The 22,872-nt window shown below is 60.7% G+C and carries 20 protein-coding genes and 1 other RNA gene; 11 read left to right on the top strand and 10 right to left on the bottom strand.

Annotated elements, in window-relative coordinates:
• Positions 1 to 132 precede the first annotated feature (132 nt).
• Positions 133 to 2,682, bottom strand: coding sequence for an ABC transporter permease (locus IV109_RS17140; protein WP_296699555.1), 2,550 nt, complete (start codon positions 2,680 to 2,682; stop codon positions 133 to 135).
• A 208-nt stretch (positions 2,683 to 2,890) separates the two neighbouring features.
• On the opposite strand from IV109_RS17140, the gene IV109_RS17135 reads away from it, so the two are divergent.
• Complete coding sequence (locus IV109_RS17135) at positions 2,891 to 3,322, top strand: Hsp20/alpha crystallin family protein (protein ID WP_296699552.1); 432 nt, start codon at positions 2,891 to 2,893, stop codon at positions 3,320 to 3,322.
• Positions 3,323 to 3,343: 21 nt separating this feature from the next.
• Here IV109_RS17135 and IV109_RS17130 read toward each other — a convergent pair whose 3' ends face one another.
• Genes IV109_RS17130 through IV109_RS17120 form a run of 3 tightly spaced genes read right to left on the bottom strand, consistent with a single transcriptional unit; the run spans position 3,344 to position 6,205 of the window.
• The gene (locus IV109_RS17130; RefSeq protein WP_296699550.1) at positions 3,344 to 4,000 is read right to left on the bottom strand and encodes an ABC transporter ATP-binding protein; all 657 of its coding nucleotides are present in this window, start codon (positions 3,998 to 4,000) and stop codon (positions 3,344 to 3,346) included.
• Positions 3,997 to 5,004 carry a tRNA (adenosine(37)-N6)-dimethylallyltransferase MiaA gene (gene miaA / locus IV109_RS17125; RefSeq protein WP_296699548.1) on the bottom strand — a complete coding sequence of 336 codons (1,008 nt, stop codon included), beginning with the start codon at positions 5,002 to 5,004 and terminating at the stop codon, positions 3,997 to 3,999. The genes IV109_RS17130 and miaA overlap by 4 nt, the downstream gene beginning before the upstream one ends.
• Positions 4,982 to 6,205 carry a multidrug effflux MFS transporter gene (locus IV109_RS17120; protein WP_296699546.1) on the bottom strand — a complete coding sequence of 408 codons (1,224 nt, stop codon included), beginning with the start codon at positions 6,203 to 6,205 and terminating at the stop codon, positions 4,982 to 4,984. The genes miaA and IV109_RS17120 overlap by 23 nt, the downstream gene beginning before the upstream one ends.
• 96 nt (positions 6,206 to 6,301) lie before the next feature.
• Here IV109_RS17120 and IV109_RS17115 point away from each other — a divergent pair, with 96 nt between their 5' ends.
• Complete coding sequence (locus tag IV109_RS17115; protein ID WP_296699541.1) at positions 6,302 to 8,122, top strand: ATP-binding protein; 1,821 nt, start codon at positions 6,302 to 6,304, stop codon at positions 8,120 to 8,122.
• Positions 8,123 to 8,130: 8 nt separating this feature from the next.
• Here the strand turns inward: IV109_RS17115 and mutL are convergent, their stop codons facing one another.
• Positions 8,131 to 10,020, bottom strand: coding sequence for a DNA mismatch repair endonuclease MutL (gene mutL / locus IV109_RS17110; protein ID WP_296699539.1), 1,890 nt, complete (start codon positions 10,018 to 10,020; stop codon positions 8,131 to 8,133).
• A 35-nt stretch (positions 10,021 to 10,055) separates the two neighbouring features.
• Here mutL and IV109_RS17105 point away from each other — a divergent pair, with 35 nt between their 5' ends.
• Positions 10,056 to 10,694 (top strand): VTT domain-containing protein, encoded by a 639-nt coding sequence (locus IV109_RS17105; protein WP_296699536.1) that lies wholly within the window; start codon positions 10,056 to 10,058, stop codon positions 10,692 to 10,694.
• Between the two features lie 22 nt (positions 10,695 to 10,716).
• On the opposite strand, the gene IV109_RS17100 is transcribed toward IV109_RS17105, so the two are convergent.
• The 3 genes from IV109_RS17100 to IV109_RS17090 form a co-directional block, all read right to left on the bottom strand.
• Positions 10,717 to 12,642, bottom strand: coding sequence for a diguanylate cyclase (locus IV109_RS17100; protein WP_296699532.1), 1,926 nt, complete (start codon positions 12,640 to 12,642; stop codon positions 10,717 to 10,719).
• A 38-nt stretch (positions 12,643 to 12,680) separates the two neighbouring features.
• Positions 12,681 to 12,777: signal recognition particle sRNA small type (gene ffs / locus IV109_RS17095), an RNA gene on the bottom strand.
• Positions 12,778 to 12,836: 59 nt separating this feature from the next.
• Entirely contained in the window at positions 12,837 to 13,232 is a 396-nt protein-coding gene (locus IV109_RS17090; protein WP_296699529.1) for a hypothetical protein, read from the bottom strand.
• 198 nt (positions 13,233 to 13,430) lie between these two features.
• Here IV109_RS17090 and dnaX point away from each other — a divergent pair, with 198 nt between their 5' ends.
• The 6 genes from dnaX to IV109_RS17060 all read left to right on the top strand — a co-directional run bounded on the left by dnaX (position 13,431) and on the right by IV109_RS17060 (position 19,209).
• Positions 13,431 to 15,368 carry a DNA polymerase III subunit gamma/tau gene (dnaX, locus tag IV109_RS17085; protein ID WP_296699526.1) on the top strand — a complete coding sequence of 646 codons (1,938 nt, stop codon included), beginning with the start codon at positions 13,431 to 13,433 and terminating at the stop codon, positions 15,366 to 15,368.
• A gap of 65 nt (positions 15,369 to 15,433) precedes the next feature.
• Positions 15,434 to 15,766 (top strand): YbaB/EbfC family nucleoid-associated protein, encoded by a 333-nt coding sequence (locus tag IV109_RS17080; protein WP_296699523.1) that lies wholly within the window; start codon positions 15,434 to 15,436, stop codon positions 15,764 to 15,766.
• Between the two features lie 6 nt (positions 15,767 to 15,772).
• Complete coding sequence (gene recR / locus IV109_RS17075; protein ID WP_296699519.1) at positions 15,773 to 16,363, top strand: recombination mediator RecR; 591 nt, start codon at positions 15,773 to 15,775, stop codon at positions 16,361 to 16,363.
• Positions 16,364 to 16,476: 113 nt separating this feature from the next.
• Complete coding sequence (locus IV109_RS17070; protein ID WP_296699516.1) at positions 16,477 to 17,523, top strand: ABC transporter substrate-binding protein; 1,047 nt, start codon at positions 16,477 to 16,479, stop codon at positions 17,521 to 17,523.
• A 7-nt stretch (positions 17,524 to 17,530) separates the two neighbouring features.
• Complete coding sequence (locus IV109_RS17065; protein ID WP_296699513.1) at positions 17,531 to 18,358, top strand: ABC transporter ATP-binding protein; 828 nt, start codon at positions 17,531 to 17,533, stop codon at positions 18,356 to 18,358.
• Entirely contained in the window at positions 18,355 to 19,209 is an 855-nt protein-coding gene (locus IV109_RS17060) for an ABC transporter permease (RefSeq protein ID WP_296699510.1), read from the top strand. Before IV109_RS17065 ends, IV109_RS17060 begins: the two co-directional genes overlap by 4 nt.
• Before the next feature lie 26 nt (positions 19,210 to 19,235).
• On the opposite strand, the gene IV109_RS17055 is transcribed toward IV109_RS17060, so the two are convergent.
• Both IV109_RS17055 and gloB read right to left on the bottom strand, forming a co-directional pair.
• The gene (locus tag IV109_RS17055; protein ID WP_296699507.1) at positions 19,236 to 20,747 is read right to left on the bottom strand and encodes a transglycosylase SLT domain-containing protein; all 1,512 of its coding nucleotides are present in this window, start codon (positions 20,745 to 20,747) and stop codon (positions 19,236 to 19,238) included.
• Positions 20,747 to 21,514, bottom strand: a complete 768-nt coding sequence (gene gloB / locus IV109_RS17050; RefSeq protein WP_296699505.1) for a hydroxyacylglutathione hydrolase — start codon at positions 21,512 to 21,514, stop codon at positions 20,747 to 20,749. Before gloB ends, IV109_RS17055 begins: the two co-directional genes overlap by 1 nt.
• Between gloB and IV109_RS17045 the strand changes: the two genes are divergently transcribed.
• Both IV109_RS17045 and rnhA read left to right on the top strand, forming a co-directional pair.
• A complete protein-coding gene (locus tag IV109_RS17045) occupies positions 21,513 to 22,292 on the top strand; it encodes a methyltransferase domain-containing protein (RefSeq protein ID WP_296699502.1) in 780 nt (259 codons plus the stop codon). The genes gloB and IV109_RS17045 overlap by 2 nt on opposite strands.
• A 10-nt stretch (positions 22,293 to 22,302) precedes the next feature.
• Entirely contained in the window at positions 22,303 to 22,752 is a 450-nt protein-coding gene (rnhA, locus tag IV109_RS17040) for a ribonuclease HI (protein ID WP_296699500.1), read from the top strand.
• Positions 22,753 to 22,872 lie beyond the last annotated feature (120 nt).

The following is a 22,872-nucleotide window of genomic DNA, read 5'->3' as shown; positions in this document are numbered from 1 at the left end:
GGCGAGCTTGAGGCGCTGGATGCGGCACTGGCGGCTTTTGATTTCGTGCAGGGTGCCTTGGCGTGTGATGACCTCATCCGAAAGTTGCGCGTTCAAGCCACAGGCCCGGATGCGGCGCTGCACAACTGATTCTCACCAGTCTTCCTTGACCGCCAGCACTGCGTCCCGGGCCGCTGCCGAGCGTCCAGCGAGCCAGGCTGTCACGGTACCGGCTGCCACCACAGCCAGGCACAAGGCAATCAGGCGCGTCCAGGGCAGCAATAAATCCATGGTCCAGTGAAAGCTCTGTGGGTTCACCACATGCACCAGCACCACCGACACGGCCAGCCCCAGCCCCAAGCCAGCCATGGCGCCCAGCGTTGTCCAGGCGGCGCCCTCCAGGGCCACCACAGTGAGAATTTGCCGGCGCGTCAGTCCCAGGTGGGCAAGCAGTCCAAATTCCTTGCGCCTTGCCAGTACCTGGGCGCTGAAGCTTGCGGCCACGCCAAACAGACCGATGGCGATGGCCACGGCCTGCAGCCAGTAGGTCACGGCAAAGCTGCGGTCAAAGATCTTCAGGGAAATGGCCCGTATCTCGCGCGCCGAGGCGAATTCGATCAGTCCCCCGGAGCCTTCGCCAGCCACTGCACGAATGGCTTGCTGCACGGACGCCGGGTCCGCATCGGCCCGCAGCCAGAGGGCCAGGTCATTGGCCCTCTGGTCGCCGCTCAGGCGCTGGAAGTCGCTCAAGTTCATGACCACGGCGCCCGACTGGCGTGCGTAGTCGCGCCATATGCCTGCTATGAAAAATGTAGCTATTGAGGTTTGATTGACAGGGGAAAGAGTCTTGAAATGTGCCGATAGTGGCGTGAAGTCCTGGCCAGGGTGTGCCCCATACAGGTCGACCATCGCTTCGCTCACGTAGATGCCAATTCGTCCTTCCGGCACTGCCAGCGCCGGGCCGACCAGCGGCAGGTTCCTGGCCGGGTCGGGCAGAGGGCGCGCGATCAGTGTGACGGCTGGGCGGTGGGCGTCCAGCAGCAGTTGGCTGCTGCGCTGCACGGTCACTTTCTGGATGGCATCCAGCCTTGCCACGGCTTGTACAAATTCTGGTGTGAAGTAAGCCGCATCGCCAGCACTGCTGGCCGTGGCGGTGCGCACATACAACTCGGCGGGCAGGATCACATCCAGCCACTGGGTCACCGAGCCCCTGAAACTGGCCACCATCACCGTCAGGGCAACGGCCAGGCTCAGCGATGCCACCACGCCGCTGATGGCCACCGCGGCACTTTCGCGGACCCGGCGCGCACGCTCCACCGCAAGCAGTGGCAGCGGGTGGCGCGCCACCTGCGGCGCCAGCTGATTCAGCAGCAGAGCAATCAGCCAGGGCAAGGTGATGATGCCGCCCAGCAGCAGCAGGGCAACCGATACATAGGCTGCCAGGGGAATATCAAAAATGGCAGGAGCCCTCGCCAATAGGGTGCCAGCCGCTATCAAAATAATACCAAGCCAGTGACTTCGCCGTGTCACGAGGCCTGCGCCCAGTCCCTTGAGCGTTTGCGCTGGCGGCAAGCCTTGCGCTTGCCGTGCCGGCCACCAGCCGCCCACCAGGGCGGCCATCACACCCAGAACCCCATACGCGACGGCGGCCCACGCACTCCACTGCAGGCTGGGTGCCACGCCGGCGAAGAAGCCGCCCCCCAGATCGCCGCCGAGCAGCCGCAAGGCGAGCGCCGCCAAGCCTGTGCCCAGGGCCACACCAGCCAGGCTGCCCACCAGGCCTAACGCCAGCGACTCCCACATAACCAGTGCCAGGCGCTCGCGCCCGCTCAGGCCCAGCACCGCCAGCAGAGCGAATTGCTGGGCGCGTCTGGCCACGCTCAGGGACAAAACGGAGAACACCAGAAACGCCCCGGTGAACAGGGCCACCAGGGCCAGCACGGTGAGGTTCACACGGTAGGCCCGGGACAGGTTGCTGATTCGACTTTGTGCATCACCGGGTTGCGCCACATGGACTTGGGCGGGCCAGTCGGGGGAGCTTTGCAGGTCATGCACAAAGCGGGTCCGGTCGACCCCGGGGTGCAGACGAATGTCAATGCGTGAGAGCTGCCCCTGCTTGTCAAACAGGTCCTGCGCCGCACCGATGTCCATCACTGCCAGGGGTGGGCCTGCGGCGCTGACGCGGCCGGCCACTTTCACCGGCTTGAGTTGGAGGGCGCTTTGCAATTGCAGGCCGGTGTTGCCCAGGCGCTGGGCAGCGCTGGCATTCAAAAAAACAGTGTTGGGCAAGAAGATCGCCATGCGCTCAGCACCCACAGCCGGCTGCGGCATGAGGGCCGGTGCAAGGGCGGCAATGACCAGCGCGTCCACCCCCAGTACACGCAGCAGCACCCGTTGCCCCGCGGCGTCCTGCGCATAGGTGTTGATCTCCAGAACCGGGGAAGCCAGGGCTACTTGCGCCAGCCGGGCCACGCGTGGATACAGGGCCTCGTCAATGCGGCCCTGGATGCCGCGCAGTTCCACGTCCGGCTGGCCATTGACGGAGCGCACCGCCTGGGAGAATTCATCCAGCGCCGAGGCGTTGATCAGGTGGACCGAAAAAGCCAGCGCCACACCCAGCATCACCGCCACCATGGCCGCTGCGTTGCGCCAGGGATGGTGGCGCAACTCTTGCCAGGAAAAGGTTTGAAGAAGGGCGAGCACAAGACAGTATAGGGAAGGGCTGGATGAGCCCCCCGGACCCTGTCGGGGGCGTGGACGTACACGGCCAGGCCACGCGGTTGATCTGCATCAAACTCCCGTGATGTGCCTCTTGAGAACCGTAGCCACCATCTCTACATTGGAAAAGCCGGCCTGTGGCGATAGTGCCGTGGGAAGCAACCCAGACGTTTTTTTTCAAAGGAGAGAGCAAATGAATTCATTGATCAGCCGTGGCGGTCTTCTGGACGATTTTTTCCGGGATGTCGCACCTGGTTTTTACGTCAAGCCCCTGCACGGGGATTCCTTGCCAAGCCCGGCCCAGATCAAGGTGGATGTGAAGGAAACTGACAAGGTCTACACCGTGCACGCCGAAGTGCCGGGTGTGCGCAAAGAAGACATTCACGTGTCACTGGATGGCAATGTGGTGACCCTGCGCGCCGAGGTGAAGCAGCAGGACAGCACGGGTGAAAACGAAAAAATGCTGCGCAGTGAGCGCTACTTTGGCGCGGTGTCGCGCAGTTTTCAGCTGCCGCTGGACATTGACCAGGACCAGGCCAACGCCAAATACGACAACGGGGTGCTCACACTGACCTTGCCCAAGAAGCGCGCCAGCGGCGGTGCGCAGCGCCTGAGGATTGATTGAACCTTGGCCGTGCCAGGGGCGCTAGCGTATTCCCGTGCTGCTGAGATGCAGCACGCGATCGGCCCGCGCCGCAGCGGCTTCAGAGTGCGTCACCAGCACCAGGGCGGCGCCGTGCTCGCGGGTCTGCCCGATCAGGGCATCGAGCACCCGCGTGGCGGTGCCGGGGTCGAGGTTGCCGGTGGGCTCGTCGGCCAGCAGCAGGGCCGGTCGGTGAACCAGGGCGCGCGCGATGGCGACGCGTTGCAGCTGTCCTCCGCTGAGTTGCTGGGGCAGTCTCTCGCCCAGACCATGCAGCCCCACCGCATCCAGCATGGCCTGCACGCGGGCATTGGTGCCAGGGGCTTTGCCTTCACCCAACAGCAGCAAAGGCAGGCCCACGTTTTGCGCCACATCCAGGTGCGGCAACACATGAAAAGCCTGGAACACAAAGCCCACCTGCCGGCGACGAAGCTGTGCGCGCTGGTCATCATCAAGCTGCCCCAGATCGGCGCCCTGCAGGTGCACCGTTCCGCTGTCCCAGCTGTCCAGTCCGGCCATGCAGTTCAGCAAGGTGGATTTGCCTACGCCCGATTCGCCCACGATGGCGATGAATTCGCCGGGCGCCACCTCCAGGGATACGTTGCTGAACACAGCCACGTCGCCATAGTGTTTGCCCAGCCCACGGACGATCAGGCTCATGGGCGTGCGCTCTGAAAGGTTTGCGCCAGCGCCAGCACCTGTTGCAGCGCGCCAGCCTGGTCGCAGGCCACGACATGGCGTTCGGGCATGGCGCGCAGCCACGTGATTTGCCGTTTGGCGAGCTGGCGCGTTGCAAAGATGCCTTTGTCGCGCAACTCGGACATGGGCCACTGACCTTCCAGTGCCTCCCAGGCCTGGCGGTAGCCGACACAGCGCATGGAGGGCAAATCCGGGTTCAGGTCGCCGCGCGCACGCAAGGCTTTCACTTCGTCCAGAAAACCGCTGGCCAGCATGGCATCAAAGCGCTGGGCGATGCGCTGATGCAGCCAGGCGCGGTCCAGCGGCTCCAGCGAGATCAGCATGCGCTCAATGCCCGCCGGTTCAGCATCATTTAAGCCACTGGCCCCCGTGGAATATGCCTTGTCACCTATTGATTTTGTAGTATGAAAGGACGACAGCGGCAAGCCCGATGCCCGAAACACCTCCAGCGCCCGGGAGATGCGCTGCGAATCCGCCGGGTTCAAGCGTGCCGCCGTCACCGGGTCCACCAGGGCCAGGGCGGCGTGCATGGCGGGCCAGCCTTTTTCGCGCGCTTCATCTTCCAGCGCGGCCCGGATAGCGGGGTCGGCTTTGGGCATGGGGTCCAGCCCTTGCAGCAGCGCCTTGAAGTAAAGCATCGTCCCACCCACCAGCAGTGCCAGCTTGCCACGTGCGTTGATGTCGGCAATCAGGGCCGTGGCGTCTGTCACAAACTCGGCCGCGCTGTAGGCTTGCAGGGGGTCGCGAATATCGATCAGGTGGTGCGGCACAGCCGCCAGTTCGGCGCGCGTGGGTTTGGCGGTGCCGATGTCCATGCCGCGGTAGACCAGGGCCGAGTCCACGCTGACAATCTCGGTGTCATGTTCGCTGGCAATGGCCAGGGCGGCAGCCGTCTTGCCCGAGGCCGTGGGACCGGCCAGTGCCAGGTAGCGCAGCGGGGCTTTAACGTTCACCGGTTTTTCCATGCTGTTGCACCAGCGTCCACGCCGCCAGCGCAATCAGCACGCTCCAGAACCAGATGCCAAAGGCCAGCGGGAAAACCGTGCCGTCCATGTGTGTGCCCAGCCAGCCACCCATGGCAAAGGCCGCAATCATCATCAAAAAGCCATTCATGGCGGAGGCCGCGCCTGCGGCTTGCGGGAAAGGTCCCACTGCGCCGCTCTGGCCGCAGGGTTGGTGTACGCCGTGACCCAGCATGAACAGGTACAGCGGCAGCATGATGGCCCAGCCCGTGTGCACGCCCGCCAGTGCCAGTCCACCCATGAGGGTGCCGCCCGTCAGCGAGAACGCTCCGGCGATGGCCACCGAGCGACGCACGCCAAAACGCGGCAGCAAGCGTCGGCAGATGATCGTGCCCGTGATGTAAGCCAGGGACGAGGAAAACATCACCAGCCCGTACTGCGTCTTGCTGAATCCCAGCACCTTGATGAACACAAAGGAAGACGATGCCAGAAAAGTGAACAACCCCCCGTAGGAGGTGGTGGACAGCGCCGAGAAGGCCCAGAACGTGGGGTTGCGCAGGATGCCAAGCCAGGTGTTCAGGAGTGTCGCGGGTTGAAGGGCCAGCAGATTTTTTTGCGGCACGGTTTCCTTGAAGCGACAGGCCACCATGGTGAGGCATATGGCGCCAAAGATGGCCAGTGCCAGCAATGCCACCCTCCAGCCAAACACATCTGACAACATGCCCCCCAATGGGGCACTCAGGCAGGCAATGACACCCAGGCCTGTGAGCCCCTTGGACATGACGCGTGCACCCTGAACAGGACTGTACAGGTCACGCACGATGGCCCGGGCGCACATCACGCCGGCACCCATGGCAGCGCCTTGCACGGTACGCCACACAATCAGCATGTCCATGGTCGAGGCCAGGGTGCTGCCGACAGATGCCAGCACATAAGCCGACATGCCGATCAGCAGGATGGGGCGTCGGCCAAACCGGTCCGACAGGGGCCCCCAGATCAGTTGTGAGAGACCAAAGGCCAGCAGCAAGGCCGTCAGCGTCAACTGCGCTTGCCCCATGTGCGCGCCAAAGCCCTCGGTGAGCGCAGGCAGGGCCGGCAGGTACAAATCGGTGGTGATGGGTTGCAGACCCAGGAGCAGCGACAGAATCAGGACGATCAAGCCGGGTTGCATCGCGGTGGTTGGGGGTACGGTCGTTGCGGGCATTGCGTCAAGCGTAGCAGATCAGACCGGCGACAATCACCCTTGAATCTTGACCTGTCCGCCAAGGTCAACGAAACTACCTGTCAAGATTCCAATTCAATGAAAATTCATCCCCGAGAACCTGATTTGGCCGATGAAAACGTCAACTACCGACGTTTTCTGTATGGCGTGCAACTGGCACTTTTGCTGATTTGTGTGTTGACTTTTCTGGGGCTTGTTTTTGGCGCCAGCTACTCACTTTCGCGTGCCGTTTTTTTCCCCATTTTTGTGACCATCATCGGGCTGAGTTATTTTCAGCTGCGCCGTTCGGTGCGACGTGGTGCCGTGGTCTTGATCGTGGGCATCTGGATTGCGACTTCGGCATTGACCGTGTCGTTCGCGGGCGTGCACAGCGCCAATCTCCTGATTTATGCCCTCCTGCTCGTATTGACCGGCTGGATCATGGGGGACCGGTGGTTGATCGGAATCACGGGCGCGACGATTGTCCTGATGCTTGGACTGAGTGCCGCCGAGCTGCTGGGCTTTTACAACCCCAGTCCGCGTGCCAGCGTACTGGTTGTGGGGTCCACGGTGATGGGGACCCTGATCGCCATCAGTGTGCTGACTTCCGTCGCTTACCGCAGTCTGGCCGCGGGGCGAGATCACGCTCTGGCGCTGGCGCAGGAAATGGCCCAAAAAGCCCGAACGTTGGCGCAACGCGAACGTGACCTTGAGATGATCATGGAGAACGTGCCTGCTGCACTGGCCTCCTTTGATGCGCAGTCGCGTCTTCGCTTTGGCAACAAGCGTTACGGTGAATTGTTTGGCGCCAAACCGGAAGACCTCGTGGGGCGCAACATTGCCGACTACGTTCCCGAGGAGGCGCGGGCTGCCTTGATGGAAAAATGGGACAGTTGTCTGGCTGGCGAGGCGGGAAGTTATCGCCGCATCAACCGCGACCCGCAGACCGGGCAAAAGCGCATTGTCGATGTCGAAGTGGTGCCGGAATACGACCACGGCCAAGTGACCGGACTTTTTGCCTTGGTGCTTGACGTGACGGAGAAGGTTGCCGCAGAAAATCGCATTCGTGAGTTGAACGACACACTGGAGATGCGGGTCAGGGAACGCACGGCTGAGTTGGAGGCTGCGCTGGACAAGCTGCACCGCTCTCAGGACGAGCTGGCCCGCAGTGAAACCAAGGCTGCCTTGAGCACCCTGATTGCCAGCGTTTCGCACGAACTCAGTACGCCCCTGGGCAACAGCCTGATGATGGCCGGCACCCTGAGCGATCAAGGGACAGTGTTTGAAAAAGCGATTGAGGCCAACCAGCTCAAACGCTCCGACCTCACGAACTTTGTCAAAACCGTGCATGAGGGCAACGACCTGATGCAGCGAAACCTGCAGCGCGCCGTCGATTTGTTGAAGAATTTCAGGCAGGTGGCCAATGACCACGCCAGTGAGCAGCGGCGCTCGTTTGATCTGGCGATCATGGTGGGAGAAATCGTCGACACCCTGGCACCGAGCCTGAAACGCCATCCGCACAAGGTTGTCATCGATATCCCCTCTGGTATCACCATGGACAGTCTGCCCGGGGCATTGGGGCAGGTGGCCATCAACCTGATCAACAACGCCTACATTCACGCCTTTGAAGGCCGCAATGACGGTGTGCTGACCATCAGCGCCCATGTTGTCGATGACGAAGTCTGGCTGAATTTTTCCGACAATGGCGTGGGTATTTCCCCTGAAAACCTGACCCGCATGTTCGAGCCCTTCTTCAGCACCAAAAAAGGCAAGGGTGGTTCCGGCTTGGGCATGGGCATCGTAGAAAACCTGGTGCAGAAAACCCTGGGTGGCTCCATCCGTGTGCAATCCGAACTCGGGCTTGGCACTGTGTTTGAAGTGCACTTGCCGCTCGTGGCCCCTGAACAGCAAGCCCGGTAGGCCTGGAATCAGCGTCCGCGCAGGAACAAATTGTCGAGTTCGCGCATGCCCAGCTGGCGCCAGGTGGGCCGGCCGTGGTTGCACTGGTCCGAGCGCTCGGTTTCTTCCATTTGACGTAGCAGCGCATTCATCTCTTCAAGCGTCAGCCGCCGGTTGGCGCGCACCGCGCCGTGACAGGCCATGGTGGCCAGCAGTTCGTTGTGTGCGCGCTGGATGACGGTGCTGGCTTCGTGCTGGGCCAACTCTGCCAGCACGCTGCGGGCCAGTTCGGTAGCGTCACCCTGTATCAGGGTGGTGGGGACGGCGCGCACCGCCAGGGTCTTGGCGGAAAAAGGCGTAATCTCCAGGCCCAGCGTTCGCAGCGTTTCGATGTGGGCTTCTGCGGTGGCCACCTCCGAGGGTGTCGCGGCAAACGTGGCTGGAATCAGCAAGGGCTGGCTGGCCAGACCGGGCAGGGTCGTGCCCGGCGCAGCGCCACTTTCCATGTCCTGCAATGACAGCTGATTTTTCAGACGCTCGTAGACGATCCGCTCGTGCGCCGCATGCATGTCCACGATCACAAGACCCTGGGCATTCTCAGCCAGTATGTAAACACCCTGCAACTGGGCCAAGGCTTTGCCCAGCGGCCAATTGCCGGACGGCAAGGCTTGCGGTGTGCTCGCAACCGAGGCTGGCGCGGAAGCGCTCTTTTGCCACAAGGCCCCCACCTCGCTGACCCGGTGCCCCCAGTGGTCTTGCTTCGCCGCGAAATTCATGGCGGGCTGCGCGCTGTACATGGGGGCTGTGACTGCGGGCGTCGGTGCCTCGGTGGGTAGCAGCGGGGTGGCAGCACCGCCGGCGCGCGGCGCAGCAAGTGCATCTTCGACCGCATGGCGTACCGCCTGGTGCACTTCGCGGCTGTCGCGAAAACGCACTTCGATCTTGGTAGGGTGCACGTTGACGTCCACCCGGGTCGGGTCAATCTCGATGTACAGCGCGTAGACCGGCTGACGGTGGCCATGCAGCACATCTTCGTAGGCGCTGCGTCCGGCATGGGTGAGCACCTTGTCGCGCACAAAGCGGCCGTTGACATAGCAAAACTGCTGGTCGGCGCGCGAACGGGCCGCGTCCGGAATGCCGGCACGACCGCGAACCCGCACAATGGGGGCGGTTTCAAGGTGGTTTTTGCTGCTGGTGCGGTAGTCCACCAGCACCGAGCGCTCCACAAAATCGCTGCCCAGCACATCGGCCAGACGCTGGTCCAGCGCCACCATCGGGTCGCCGCCCTGTGTTTCGCAGCGTCGCCATTGCTCCACCAGCTTGCCTTCGTGCCAGATCGCAAAGCCGACATCCGGGCGCGCCAGCGCATGGCGTCGCACCGACTCGATGCAATGCGCCAGTTCCGTTGCATCGGTCTTGAGAAACTTGCGCCGCGCCGGCGTGCTGAAAAACAGTTCCTTCACCTCCACCGTCGTGCCGGTGCTTCGCGCCACGGGTTTGAGTTCGCCGCTGCGTCCATCGAGAAAATAAGCATTCGATTGGCCGCTGGCTCTTGACATGATTGCGCAGTCTGCTATTGAGTTTATAGCGGCGAGGGCCTCGCCACGAAATCCCATGGTGCTGACCGACTCCAGGTCATGCAGGCTGCTGATTTTGCTGGTGGCGTGGCGTTTGAGGGCAATCGGCAATTCTTCCCGCAGAATACCGGCGCCATCATCCTCGACCGAAATCAAGCGCACACCACCGGCCAGCAGGCGCACGGTGATCTGCGTGGCGCCAGCGTCCAGTGCGTTGTCCACCAGTTCGCGCACCACCGAGGCGGGGCGCTCCACCACCTCACCGGCGGCAATCTGGCTGATCAACTCGTCGGGCAGTTCGCGAATGGGACGGCGGGGGGAAGGGGAAAGGACTGCGTTCACAAGGATATTTTAGAGTGCAGGGATAATCCAGCCCCATGGAACTTGTGACCTTTCTCTTTGACTTCATTCTCCACGTCGATAAATACCTGGAGACTTTTGTACGCAATTACGGCATGTGGGTTTATGCCCTGCTGTTTTTGGTGATCTTCGTCGAGACCGGCGTGGTGGTAATGCCCTTTCTTCCCGGTGATTCCCTGCTGTTTGTGGTGGGTGCCATGTGCGGTGTCGGCTTGATGAGTTACCCGATGTCGGTGAGTTTGCTGCTGGCGGCTGCCATACTGGGCAACCAGTCCAATTACGCCGTGGGCCGGTATTTCGGTCCGCGGGTTTTCAAGTGGGAGAACTCCAGATTTTTCAACAAAGCCGCTTTCGATCGGGCCCATGATTTTTATGAGCGCTATGGCGGCATCACGCTGGTGGCGGCACGTTTCATGCCGTTTTTGCGCACCTTTGCCCCATTTGTGGCGGGTGTAGCCAAGATGAACCGGGCCAAATTCACTTTTTACGATGTGACCGGCGGCGCATTGTGGGTGGTGGGGATCATCACCATTGGCTACTTCTTTGGCAACTTTCCGTTCGTCAAAGCGCACCTGGACAAGATCATCTGGGCCATGATCCTCATCCCCGGGCTGGTGATTGTGTTTGGAGCCTGGAAGGCGCGTCGAAAAAGCTGATGCGAGAGACCGCAGCGCAGTTTTACACCACCGTTTGCGGCGCGGTTGAGAGCGCGACCGATGTACTTTTGACACAGTTTCTGCCGTCGCGCTTGGCCTGGTACAGCATGCGATCTGCAGCAGCCAGGAATTCCTGTGGGCTGGTGCGTGCGTCCGGTACGCCACCGGCGACCCCAAAGCTGACCGTGAAACGGATCGATTTTCCTTCAAATTCCACTTGAAAATTTTCAATTTCAGTGCGCAGTGTTTCGGCCAGCGCGCTCGAATTTTCCAGCTTGCTGTTGGCAAGCAGCACCACAAACTCTTCACCGCCGTAACGCGCAAAGACATCACCCGCGCGGCTGATTCTGGGCCGGATGAGGTTGGCCAGGGCGCGCAGGCAGGCATCGCCTCCGAGGTGACCATGGGTGTCGTTGATTTCCTTGAAATGATCCACATCAAACAAAATCAGCGACAGCGGGTTTTGGGAGCGAAGGGCTCGCCGATGCTCTTCATTCAGCGCTGAATCAAAGAAAGCGCGGTTGCCGATTTGGGTCAGACCATCGGTACGCGACAAAAGCTGCAGCATGTCGTTGGCCACCTTGAGTTGATCCAGCGTGTTGTTCAACTCCGTGGTGCGTGCCTTCACGCGCTGCTCCAGCTTGCGGTTGGCATCCTCTTTGCCCCTGATCAAGGCTTCCTGCGATGCGCGTGCCCTGCGTTCGTGGGCCAGCGCGGTCGCCTGGGCCCCAATGCGCAGGGATCGATCCGAATTGATGCGGTCTGCCAGCGTGATGGACAGCAAGACCACCAGCATCACAATCCCGATCTGGGAGGCGTTTTCCGTCCACACATTGGCCGGCACCATGCCGAACTTGTTGGCACTCAAAATACTGATGCCGACCAGTACCGCCGTCCAGGCCAGACAGTAAAAGCGGGCGAATTTGGCGCCACGCCACCAGCGCCAGTAGCCCAGTACCAGTGCGGTAATCGCCACCGGCATGACAATGGCCGCACCGATGCGGACCGTCAGGTTGTAGGGTAGAAAAAAGGTGGCGATGAGCAGCACGGCGCTTCCCAGCGTCATCGTGCTGACACCGTAATGGGCGGGTCGTGAAAACTGCTTCAACTTCAGAAAGCTGTTGGCAAACAGACAGGTGAAGACGGCCGAGCTGGCAATAAAGGTTGATATCGCAAAGCTGTTCCAGCGAATCGCATGGGGCCAGAGATAGGCAAACGTGTAGCCGGTCAGCGTGAAGTGAAACAGCATGTAGCTGGCCACAAATGCAATGTAGTAGACGTAGTTGATGTCCCGGGTGGAGAAGAACACAAACAGGTTATAGACGATCATCACCAGCAGAATCCCGGCCACACCGCCTTGAAGCAGCTTTTCGGTATCACTGGCTTCGTGAAACCTGACTGGATCCCAGATTCGCAATGGCGCTTCTACACTGCCGGAAGACGCCAGTCGAACGTAAATCTGGTTCGTGCCTGGCGAAAGGTTCACCGGCATCACGAAGTTCTGATGTTTGACGGGGCGTTGTTCAAATGGTTTTTCGTCGCCCAACGCGTAGCTGGTTTTGAGAACGCCCCCCGCATAGTGGTAGAGCTGAACATCGTCGATGAAAGGAATTGGCAGTTCGATGAAACGTTGGACGTCCTGCCCGTCCTGATTTTCAATCTGGAAGCGAAACCAGTGTGGCTGGTCGGTGAACCCGAAATTGGGGGATTTACGGGTGATGGTCTGCCAGGCTTGGCCTGGTTGGAGGGCTTGTTGGCGAGACAGCGACTTGTCGTTGTCCACCAGAACCCCCATTTTGGAACCAACTTCAATCGATGCAGGGGTGTTTCCGGTAACGGAAAAAATGGGGAAGGTTGGGTCGGATGGGTTCTGTGCGAAGACCTGCGCCGTGGCGATGAAGCCCCCGATGAGGGCCAAAAACCAGCGGGCAACAGTGATTGACTTCAATGAGGGAACTCTCCGAGCCGCACGAAGGAAGAAATGAGGTTGACGAGCCTTGACCCCGGCACTGGCTCCACAGTTAGGGCTGCTTGGTTCCCCACCTGACCCGGTTGGCCGCTTTACCATGCGGGAAGGCCCGTCAGCCGATATTGTAAGGCCAGAGCGGGCGATCTGCATGTGGCTAAACCCGGGAAATGCACTCAGGCAAGTTCCCGAATGTAGCGGGCAACCACCAGAAGCTGTGTCTTGTCCATGCGGACAATGTAATTCCGGCTGACGGAGCTGATCAGCTTGACCGCGCCGGACATGCCCAAGCGTGCGGACTGCTCCCCCACAAATCCGACCTGGGCGAGTTTGAGTGGTTTCATGAAGTAATAGTCCATGCCCGCTTCGGTGAGCTCGGCCACCAGATCGGCCATGGCTTCGCCGTGCTGGGCGTGGTCTGGGTTGGACTCCAGTGCCGAGAGCACGCTGTGTGTCTTTTCGCGCAGGGCTTTTGAATGGTAAAAGCGCAGGGAAGGCTCGGCCTTGGCCGATGCTGATGCCGCAGTTGACTTGGCAGCGGGTATGGCTGTTTTGACCGTCTTGACAGCCACTTGGGCAACTTTTTTTGTCGCCGACTTAGGGCTTGGCTTTGGGGTGGGTTTGGCCGAACTTGCCATCGCTTGTCCTTTGTTTCGGTGGTTCGGGTTGGTTTGCGAACGCCTACTATGAACCGAATTCAACGACCTCGACAGGCTTTTTGTCAATTGGCGCTGCCGGGTCGCGCAGGCAGACAGCCTTAGAATCCCTGCATGTCCTATCTCGTGCTCGCCCGCAAGTACCGCCCTCGTAATTTCACTGAAATGGTGGGGCAGGAGCATGTGGTGCGTGCCCTGAGCAATGCGCTGAGTTCACAACGGCTGCACCATGCCTACCTTTTCACCGGAACCCGTGGGGTGGGCAAGACCACCGTGTCCCGCATCCTGGCCAAGTCCCTGAATTGCCAGGGGCCTGACGGGCAGGGCGGCATTACCGCCACGCCGTGTGGGGTGTGCCAGGCCTGTACCGACATTGATTCAGGTCGTTTTGTTGATTACACCGAGCTGGACGCCGCTTCCAACCGGGGTGTGGACGAGGTGCAGGCGCTGCTGGAGCAGGCGGTTTACAAGCCGGTGCAGGGACGCTTCAAGGTGTTCATGATCGACGAGGTGCACATGCTCACCAACACGGCCTTCAACGCCATGTTGAAGACGCTGGAAGAGCCGCCCGCTTATCTGAAATTTGTGCTTGCCACCACCGATCCGCAGAAGGTTCCTGTGACCGTGCTCTCGCGTTGTCTGCAGTTCAACCTGCGTCCGATGGCGCCCGAGACCATACGCGAACATCTGCAAAAAGTGCTGCAAACCGAAAATGTACAGGCCGATGTGCAGTCGCTGCGGCTGCTGGCCCGTGCGGCGCGTGGTTCCATGCGCGATGCCTTGAGCCTGGCCGATCAGGCGATTGCCTTTGGAGCCGGTCAACTGGAGGAAGCCACGGTGCGCCAGATGCTGGGCAGTGTGGACCGCTCCTATGTGTTTCGCCTCCTGGAGGCGCTGGCGCTGGGCGATGGCAAAACAGTGATTGAGACCTCCGAGGTCTTGCGTCTGAACGGTCTGAGTGCTGCGTCCACGCTGGAAGAAATGAGCACGGTTTTGCAGCGCATGGCAGTGTTGCAGGCCATGCCGTCTGTTGAGCAAACCGATGAGTCCGATCCGGAGGCTGCGGATATGGCGCGATTGGCTGCCATGATGCCGGCCGACGAGACGCAGCTGCTCTACAGCATCTGCCTGCACGGACGTGCCGAGCTGGGTCTGGCGCCCGACGAGTACGCGGCCCTGACGATGGTGTTGCTGCGGTTGCTGGCGTTCAAACCGGCCAGCGGGCATCAGCCACTGGCTGAAAAAAAAACTCTGATTGAGGCGCCCAGACCGCTGGCCCGACCCACACCCCCGGCGCAAACCACGCCGGTGGCCGTGACGGCTGTACCGTCTGCGCCTGCGGCAGGCCCGGCCCGGGTGCCTCCTTGGGAAGATGAGCCGAAACAGGAGCCTAAAGTGGCTCAAGCCTTCGTTGAACATGCATCTATTGCTATCAAAATAGAAGCGAATCCGGAGCCGTTGCCAAAACCGCCACCCGGTCGGCAGCTTCCGGTAGTGAACATGCCCATGGCCTCATCTCAGCCTCCAAGGCTTGAGAAAAAAGAGGCGGCAGCACCCGTGGAATCGGCATCGGATGCTTCCAAAATTGCGGCAATTCCGGTGCGGGTGCAGGCCGATTCGCGCACCGAGGTGGTGGCCGGCCAGTCTGCGGCGGTTGTGTTGATTCCTACCGAAGAAGGCGAGTTCTGGCATCAGGTGGTGCAACAGCTGATCGCCGGGGAGGCGATCACGGCGCTGGTGCGCGAACTGGCGCTGCAGTCGCAGTTGATCGCGCGCGATACCGACCAATGGCTGTTGCGGGTGGAACGCGAGTCGCTCAACCAGCCCGGTAGCCGTGACCGCCTTGTGACTGCTTTGCAGGCCGCTGGCCACGGTGTGCGCCTGGCGGTGGAAATCGGACGGGTTACCGACAGCCCGGCCCGGCGCAACGCGGCGGCGGCGGCCGAGCGGCAGCTGGCGGCCGAAAAAATCATTTTTGACGATCCGTTTGTGCAGACCATGATGCGTGATTTTGGGGCGAAAATCGTACCCGGCAGCATCAAGCCGGGCTGATACAGCCCCTCTTGCCCAGACTGATTCAAAGTCTCTTCATTCACAACTTAGACCAAGGAATACACATGTTCAACAAAGGACAACTCGCCGGCCTTATGAAGCAGGCCCAGGCGATGCAGGACAACATGAAGAAGGCCCAGGACGAGCTGGGTAATGTGGAAGTCACCGGCGAGTCCGGCGCAGGTCTCGTCAAAGTCACCATGACCTGCAAGCATGACGTGCGCCGGGTCACCATCGACCCCAGCCTGCTGGCCGAGGACAAGGACATGCTGGAAGACCTGGTGGCGGCGGCATTCAATGCGGCTGTGCGCAAGGCCGAAGAAACTTCAGCCGAGAAAATGGGCAAGCTCACGGCGGGTATGCCCGGACTGCCCGGTGGCATGAAATTCCCGTTCTGACCCTGAGTGGCTGATACCAATTCCGTTGAAGTCCTGATTCAGGCGCTGCGCCGTCTGCCGGGGGTCGGCGTCAAGTCGGCTTCCCGCATGGCATTTCATTTGCTGCAACATGATCGCCCGGGTGCACTGGAGTTGTCGCATGCCTTGCAGGTTGCCGCCGAATCCGTGCGGCATTGCGAGCGCTGCCATACTTTCACACAAGCCGATGTGTGTGCGACCTGCCTTGACCCCGAACGCGACGCCTCCAAGCTGTGCGTGGTGGAGACGCCCGCCGATCAGTCTGCGGTGGAGCGAACCGGCGCCTACAAGGGACTGTATTTCGTGCTGATGGGCAAACTCAGTCCTCTGGACGGCATCGGTCCCAAGGATATTGGGCTTAAAAAACTGTTTGAGCGTGCCTGTGACGGGCATGTTGCCGAAGTGATTCTCGCCACCAATTTCACGGCCGAGGGTGAGGCTACGGCCCATGTCATCAGTGAAGGGCTGAAGGCTCGGGGCCTGCGCCTGACTCGCCTGGCCCGGGGTGTGCCTGTGGGCAGTGAACTGGAGTATGTGGATCTGGGCACTATCGCCCACGCACTGGTGGATCGGCGCTAACGCAGCCGCCCCCCGTCTCGCTGCCTAAGTACAAACCCGCTCGGGATGTTCCCGATGCGCAATTTCGAGTGGCTGACTATGCTCAGTCTCATGCCCATGTATCACGTATCACCATGAATAGCAGTCAACACAATCGCCGTACCTTTGTTTCCGCCGTGGCATGGACGGCTGCTTCCCTGGCCGCACCTGCCCTGCGGGCCCAGCAGCGGCTGGAGAAGCCCCGGATTTCCATTGCCGTAGGAGGCAAGGCCGCCTTTTATTACCTGCCACTGACCATTGCGGAGCAGCTTGGCTATTTCAAGGCCGAAGGCCTGGAGGTCGAAATCAGTGATTTCGCCGGGGGTTCGCGCGCTTTGCAGGCGGTCGTGGGTGGTTCGGCCGATGTCGTGTCCGGTGCCTTTGAGCACACCATCAATCTGCAGTCCAAGGGGCAGAAATACCAGGCTTTTGTGCTGCAGGGTCGTGCGCCCCAGATATCGATGGGCATCTCCCCCAAAACCATGCCGAATTACCGGACTGTGACTGACCTCAAGGGCAAGAAAATCGGCGTTTCGGCCCCTGGTTCATCTACCAACATGGTGGCCAATCTGATTCTTTCGCGCGCTGGGCTGAAACCGGGCGATGTGAGCTTCATCGGCGTGGGCACGGCGGCGGGGGCCTTGACCGCGTTCCGCAGCGGCCAGATTGATGCCATGAGCAATATCGATCCGGTCATGACCATGCTGGAACAAAAGGGAGAGATCCGCATCATTGCCGACACGCGCACGCTCAAAGGAACGGTGGATGTTTTTGGGGGACCCATGCCGGCAGGTTGCCTGTACGCACCGGCCGAGTTCATACAGAAAAATCCCAATACCGTGCAAGCCATGACCCACGCCATTGTTCACAGCTTGAAATGGCTGCAAACGGCGGGTCCCAGCGACATCATCAAGACGGTACCCGAGTCCTACCTTCTGGGTGATCGGGCTTTGTACCTGGCGGCCTTCAACAAGGTGCGTGAAGCCATTTCCAATGACGGCATGTTTGCGGATGACGGTCCGCGGACCGCCTTGCGGGCGCTGGCCAGTTTTGACCCCACGATCAAGGCCGACCGGATCGATATTTCCAAAACCTACACCAACGAGTTTGTCAAGAAGGCCAAGGAGCGGTTCAAGACCTGAGGCACGGATGTCCGATACCGCTACTGACTTCGCGCTCGAGTTTCTTGGTGTTTCATGCGTCTTCAAGGCGCGTGATGCGGGGGGGGCGCGCTATACCGCTGTGCTGGACACGACCCTGCGCATCAAGGCGGGCGAGTTTGTTTCGGTCGTTGGTCCCACGGGATGCGGCAAGTCAACACTGCTCAATATCGGCGCAGGTTTGCTGGCCCCTTCGGGTGGTGAAGTGCGTGTATTTGGTCAGCCCTTGCAAGGCATTAATACCTGCGCGGGCTACATGTTTCAGTCCGATGCCCTGATGCCATGGCTTAGCGTGCTGGACAACGTCATGCTGGGTTTGCAATACCGTGGCGTACCGCAAGCACAGGCTTGGGCGCAGGCGCAAGAGTGGCTGCAACGGGTGGGTCTGAGTGCGTTTGGCGATCATTATCCGCATCAACTCTCCGGTGGCATGCGCAAGCGCACGGCCCTGGCACAGGTGCTGGCGCTGGACCCGGACATCATCCTGATGGACGAACCCTTCAGCGCGCTGGATATCCAGACCCGCCAGTTGATGGAAAACGAGGTGCTGGACTTGTGGGCGGCCAAGAGGAAGGCCGTGCTGTTTATTACGCATGACCTGGATGAGGCCATCGCCATGAGCGACCGCGTGGTGGTGCTGTCTGCCGGACCGGCCACGCACCCGATCGGCGAGTTTGTCATCGATTTGCCGCGTCCACGTCATGTCGCTGAGGTGCGCGCCCAGCCCCGCTTCATCGAACTGCACACGCAAATCTGGAATGTATTGCGCGACGAAGTGCTCAAGGGCTATGCCCAGCAACTCCTGAAGGCGGCATGAGCTTGACGAAGCTTCTTCGATGGCTCCAACCTTCAGAGACGAATCTGCGGGTCTGGCAGGCGGGCGTTCTGGTGATTGTGCTGCTGGCGTGGCAGCTGGCCTCGCGTGACCAGCAGATTGCATTTTTTTTGGGTGAGCCGGTGCAGGTGGTGGGTCGCATCTGGTCCTGGTTCATGCCCTTTGACATGGCAAGCAATTCGCTGTTCCCGGATGGTCTGCCGGGTCGCGCCGATATCTACAGTCATTTGGGTGTGACCTTGCTCGAAACCGTGCTGGCCTTTGGCATTGGTACCGTGCTCGGTCTGGTGTGCGGTCTGTGGCTGGCCCTGTCGCCGCTGGCCAGTGCCATCCTGGAGCCCTACATCAAGGCCGCCAATTCCATGCCACGGGTCATTTTGGCGCCCATCTTTGCATTGTGGTTTGGTTTGGGGATCTGGAGCAAAGTGGCGCTTGCCGTCACGCTGGTATTTTTCATTGTGTTCTTCAATGTCTACCAGGGCGTCAAGGAGGTGAGTCCCGTGGTGCTGGCCAACGCGCGCATGTTGGGCGCCAACCAGCGCCAACTCCTTCGCACCGTGTACCTGCCCAGCGCCACGGCCTGGGTTTTTTCAAGCTTGCACACCTCGGTGGGTCTGGCTTTTGTCGGGGCTGTGGTGGGCGAGTACCTGGGATCGGCACGCGGTGTGGGCTACCTGATTTTGCAGGCCGAAGGCACCTTTGATGTCAATACCGTGTTCGCCGGCATTGTGGTGCTCACGGCTTGCGCACTGGTCCTGGATGGGATCGTGGGACGTTTGGAGCGGCGCCTGATGAAGTGGCAACCGCGCCAGGGTGAAGCTGAAAAGCTGTAAGACCTGATGCCCGCAGCGCAAGGCGGCTAGCGCTTGGCAACGCGTGTGGCCCTGGCAATACCTTTGCGAGCCTGGCGCGGGGCTGGTTTGCCCTTGGCCACTGCTTTGGCTGGCACCGGTAAAAACAGCACGATCTGCTGTCCAGCCCTGAACGAGGCTGAAGCACTCACCTTGTTCCATTCGGCCACGCTGGCCGGGCTCACCCGGTAGCGCTTGGCCAGGCTCGCCACGGAATCCTGTTTGCCGGCTTTGAGCACGGTGCGTTTCAAAATCGCATCCGGCGCCAGGGACAGTTGCCCGTTGTCGGCAGCATGCGCGCCGACATCCGTTTCAAGATGTTTGGAGCGTGTCACCAGCAGGCTGGAGCCGGCCTTGATCACGACACGCGGCGGGATGTTGTTGATGCTGCGCAGTTCGGCTTCGCTCATGCCCACCCGCTTGGCCGCGTCGGCGGGCTTCATGGTGGTTGGGGCGAGCCAGACGGTCCAGCTCGCCAGTCGGCCCCCGCCATAGGCTTCAAGGTTGCTCTGGAAGATGGCCGCCTTGTCCCATGGCAGCAGTATCTGGGGTGTGCCTGCCGCCAGGATCACAGGACGACTGGCCGACGGGTTCAATGCCTTGAAGTCTTCCAGCGGAACCTCTGCCAGTTTGGCGGCCAGCGCCACATCAATGTCGCGCTTGATGTCCACCGTCTGGAAGTAGGGATGGTTTTCAATCAGGGGCAGGCGGGAGCTGAATGCGTCCGGATTGCCCACGATGTTTTTGACCGCCTGCAGCTTGGGTACGTAAAGCCGGGTCTCCATGGGCATGTTGAGGTCGGTATAAGTTGTGCCCAGACCCGCTTTCTGATTCTTGGCGATGGCGCGGCCCACGCTGCCTTCGCCCCAGTTGTAGGCTGCCAGAGCGAGGTGCCAATCGCCAAACATGCCATGAAGTCTTTGCAGATAGTCCAGCGCTGCGCGGGTCGAGGCCAGAACATCTCGCCGGTCATCGCGAAAAGCGTTTTGTTTCAGTTCGAAGTGTTTGCCGGTGGCGGGCATGAACTGCCACATGCCGGCCGCCTTGGCGGTGGACACCGCCTGCGGATTGAAGGCACTTTCGATAAAAGGGAGCAGCGCAAGCTCAGTGGGCATGTTGCGGCGTTCCAGTTCCTCAACAATGTGAAAAAGGTATTTGCTGGAGCGCTCGGTCATGCGCAGGATGTAGTCGGGTCGGGTGCTGTACCACTGTTCGCGATCATGGACCAGATCACTTTGCAGATCAGGCATGCCGTAACCTCGGCGAATGCGTTCCCACAGATCAGCGGGCGGGGCCAGTTGGGCAACGGTTCGTGATGTCGCCTGGCTTGTTGTGATGGGCTGCAATGGACCGCCTGGTATGACAGGGCGGTAGCTTTTGCCCGTTGCGGAGCGTGAGGCCGAAGCGGTGGATTCGGAAGAGGCGCTGGCACTTGGGCCTGTTTCAGGTGCCATGCCGGTTGTGGCGCAGCCAGTCAACCAGAGCAAGGCGCTTAGGCCAAGGGGAATAATAAATTTCATCAGAACTTGTTTTTCCATTGACGAAGGGCTGCAAAAACGCTGACCTCGTCGCTGGCAGATGCGTCATGGCTTTTGGCAGCTTCAATGAGAGCTGCTTGGCGCGTACGCAAAAAAGGGTTGATCTCGCGCTCCCGCAGAATGGTGGAAGGCAAGGTGGGTTGCTGGCGTTCGCGCAAGTCCTGTGCTTGGGCCGTGTAGTGCGCCAGCGCCTGGTTGTCAGGGTCCACTGCTCGGGCAAATTTCAGGTTGCTCAGGGTGTATTCGTGCGCGCAGCAAACGCGCGTGGCATCGGGCAATGCCGCCAGGGTGTCAAGGGACGCCAGCATCTGGGCCGGGCTGCCCTCAAACAGGCGGCCGCAGCCGCCGCTGAACAGCGTGTCACCGCAGAACAGCACAGGCGCACCGTCCACGTCGTCACAGAAGTAGGCGATGTGACCGGCTGTGTGGCCAGGGACATCCATCACTTTGAAAGTCAGTCCCATGCACTGAACCTGATCGCCGCCCACCAGTCGGGTCAGCGGTTCGGGCATGGTTTCTCGCATGGGGCCGAAAACCTGGGCCCCCGTAGCCTGACGCAGGGCCTCTACGCCACCGGTGTGGTCCGGGTGATGGTGCGTGACTAGAATGGTCGTCAGTTGAACGCCCGAATGCTGCAAGGCCGCCAGCACGGGTTGTGCATCACCTGGGTCAACCACCAAGGCCTGATGTGTGTCGTGCAACAACCAGATGTAGTTGTCAGCGAAGGCGTTGAGTGGAATGAGCTTCATGAACAATCAAATTATAGGTACGCCGGCGTGGTTTGCGACACCGGCGGGCCGTTATCTGCTGGCGTGGGAGCGCGCCCAGCTCGATCTGGCCGTCGCCGATATTTTTGGATTCCATGCCGTGCAGCTGGGTTTGGGCGAACTGGACGCACTGGCTGCCAACCGCATGCCGCATCGCTGGCTGCTTGCCGATGTGGCGACGCCTGGCGCGGCGATTGTGACCGATTTCGCGGCTCTGCCGTTTCCGGCGGGCAGCCTGGACTTGGTGGTGCTGCCGCATTCGCTGGAATTGGCAAGCGATCCGCATGCCACCCTGCGGGAAGTCGAGCGGGTTTTGGTGCCGGAAGGACGCGTGGTGATTTGTGGCCTGAACCCGGTTTCGCTGTGGGGCTTACGCCAGCGGCGCGCGCACCTGTACCATCGGCTCGGTTTTGGACATATGTTTTTGCCCGAAGCAGGGGAGTTCATTGGTTACTGGCGGATGCGAGACTGGCTTCGTCTGCTCGGCTTTGAGGTGGAAGTGGCGCGTTTTGGCTGTTACCGGCCCGCTTTCTCCAGCGACAAGTGGTTGCAGCGCCTGCAGTGGATGGACCGCGCCGGGGATCGCTGGTGGCCGATTTTTGGGGCAGTGTATTTTCTGGTGGCGGTCAAGCGGGTGCGTGGCATGACGCTGCTCAGTCCCGCCTGGAAATCATCGCGCTCGATGGCGAATGCTCCTGTTTCAGTAGCAAATAGTTCAACATTGACGAGGGCTTCAGGCTCAAATTTCGCAAAAGATTAGGGGATTTTGATTGGATTCGATAGAGATTTACACCGATGGAGCCTGCAAGGGAAACCCCGGCCCGGGCGGTTGGGGGGCGCTGCTCAAATCAAGCGGTACCCAAAAGGAATTGTTCGGCGGCGAGATGGGCACCACCAACAACCGCATGGAAATGATGGCGGTGATCGAGGCGCTGTCTGCCTTGAAGCGGCCCTGCCATGTGATCCTGCACGTAGACAGCCAGTACGTGCTCAAGGGCATGACCGAGTGGTTGTCCGGCTGGAAGGCCAGGGGTTGGAAAACCGCCGCCAAGCAACCCGTGAAGAATGTCGACTTGTGGCAGCGTCTGGATGCGCTGGTCAATACGGCAGGGCACAAGATTGACTGGCGCTGGGTCAGGGGGCATAACGGCGATCCGGGCAACGAGCATGCTGACATGCTGGCCAACAAGGGCGTCGAGCAGGCGCTGCGCCAGCATTGAGATGGCTTGGCGTCGTGTAAAGAAACTGTAAAGTGGGACTCTGACGGGTCAGGTCACCCTGTTGGGCGCTGCAGGGTGGCGCCGGTGCTGCTACATTGACAACCGGTTTGAATTGTCCGT

The sequence above is a fragment of the Rhodoferax sp. genome, assembly GCF_018780565.1.
Classification (GTDB): Bacteria; Pseudomonadota; Gammaproteobacteria; order Burkholderiales; family Burkholderiaceae_C; genus Rhodoferax.
This window is presented reverse-complemented; position numbering and strand designations above follow the sequence as displayed.

What these genes read in the sequence shown, in the direction of transcription:
- gloB (WP_296699505.1), bottom strand. Translation starts at nt 21,514, where the DNA reads ATGAAGCTCATTCCACTCAACGCCTTCGCTGACAACTACATCTGGTTG.
- IV109_RS17105 (WP_296699536.1), top strand. Translation starts at nt 10,056, where the DNA reads ATGGAACTTGTGACCTTTCTCTTTGACTTCATTCTCCACGTCGATAAA.
- IV109_RS17130 (WP_296699550.1), bottom strand. Translation starts at nt 4,000, where the DNA reads ATGAGCCTGATCGTCCGTGGGCTGGGCAAACACTATGGCGACGTGGCT.
- IV109_RS17120 (WP_296699546.1), bottom strand. Translation starts at nt 6,205, where the DNA reads ATGCCCGCAACGACCGTACCCCCAACCACCGCGATGCAACCCGGCTTG.
- dnaX (WP_296699526.1), top strand. Translation starts at nt 13,431, where the DNA reads ATGTCCTATCTCGTGCTCGCCCGCAAGTACCGCCCTCGTAATTTCACT.
- IV109_RS17135 (WP_296699552.1), top strand. Translation starts at nt 2,891, where the DNA reads ATGAATTCATTGATCAGCCGTGGCGGTCTTCTGGACGATTTTTTCCGG.
- miaA (WP_296699548.1), bottom strand. Translation starts at nt 5,004, where the DNA reads ATGGAAAAACCGGTGAACGTTAAAGCCCCGCTGCGCTACCTGGCACTG.
- IV109_RS17080 (WP_296699523.1), top strand. Translation starts at nt 15,434, where the DNA reads ATGTTCAACAAAGGACAACTCGCCGGCCTTATGAAGCAGGCCCAGGCG.
- IV109_RS17065 (WP_296699513.1), top strand. Translation starts at nt 17,531, where the DNA reads ATGTCCGATACCGCTACTGACTTCGCGCTCGAGTTTCTTGGTGTTTCA.
- IV109_RS17045 (WP_296699502.1), top strand. Translation starts at nt 21,513, where the DNA reads ATGAACAATCAAATTATAGGTACGCCGGCGTGGTTTGCGACACCGGCG.
- IV109_RS17115 (WP_296699541.1), top strand. Translation starts at nt 6,302, where the DNA reads ATGAAAATTCATCCCCGAGAACCTGATTTGGCCGATGAAAACGTCAAC.
- IV109_RS17055 (WP_296699507.1), bottom strand. Translation starts at nt 20,747, where the DNA reads ATGAAATTTATTATTCCCCTTGGCCTAAGCGCCTTGCTCTGGTTGACT.
- IV109_RS17060 (WP_296699510.1), top strand. Translation starts at nt 18,355, where the DNA reads ATGAGCTTGACGAAGCTTCTTCGATGGCTCCAACCTTCAGAGACGAAT.
- IV109_RS17070 (WP_296699516.1), top strand. Translation starts at nt 16,477, where the DNA reads ATGAATAGCAGTCAACACAATCGCCGTACCTTTGTTTCCGCCGTGGCA.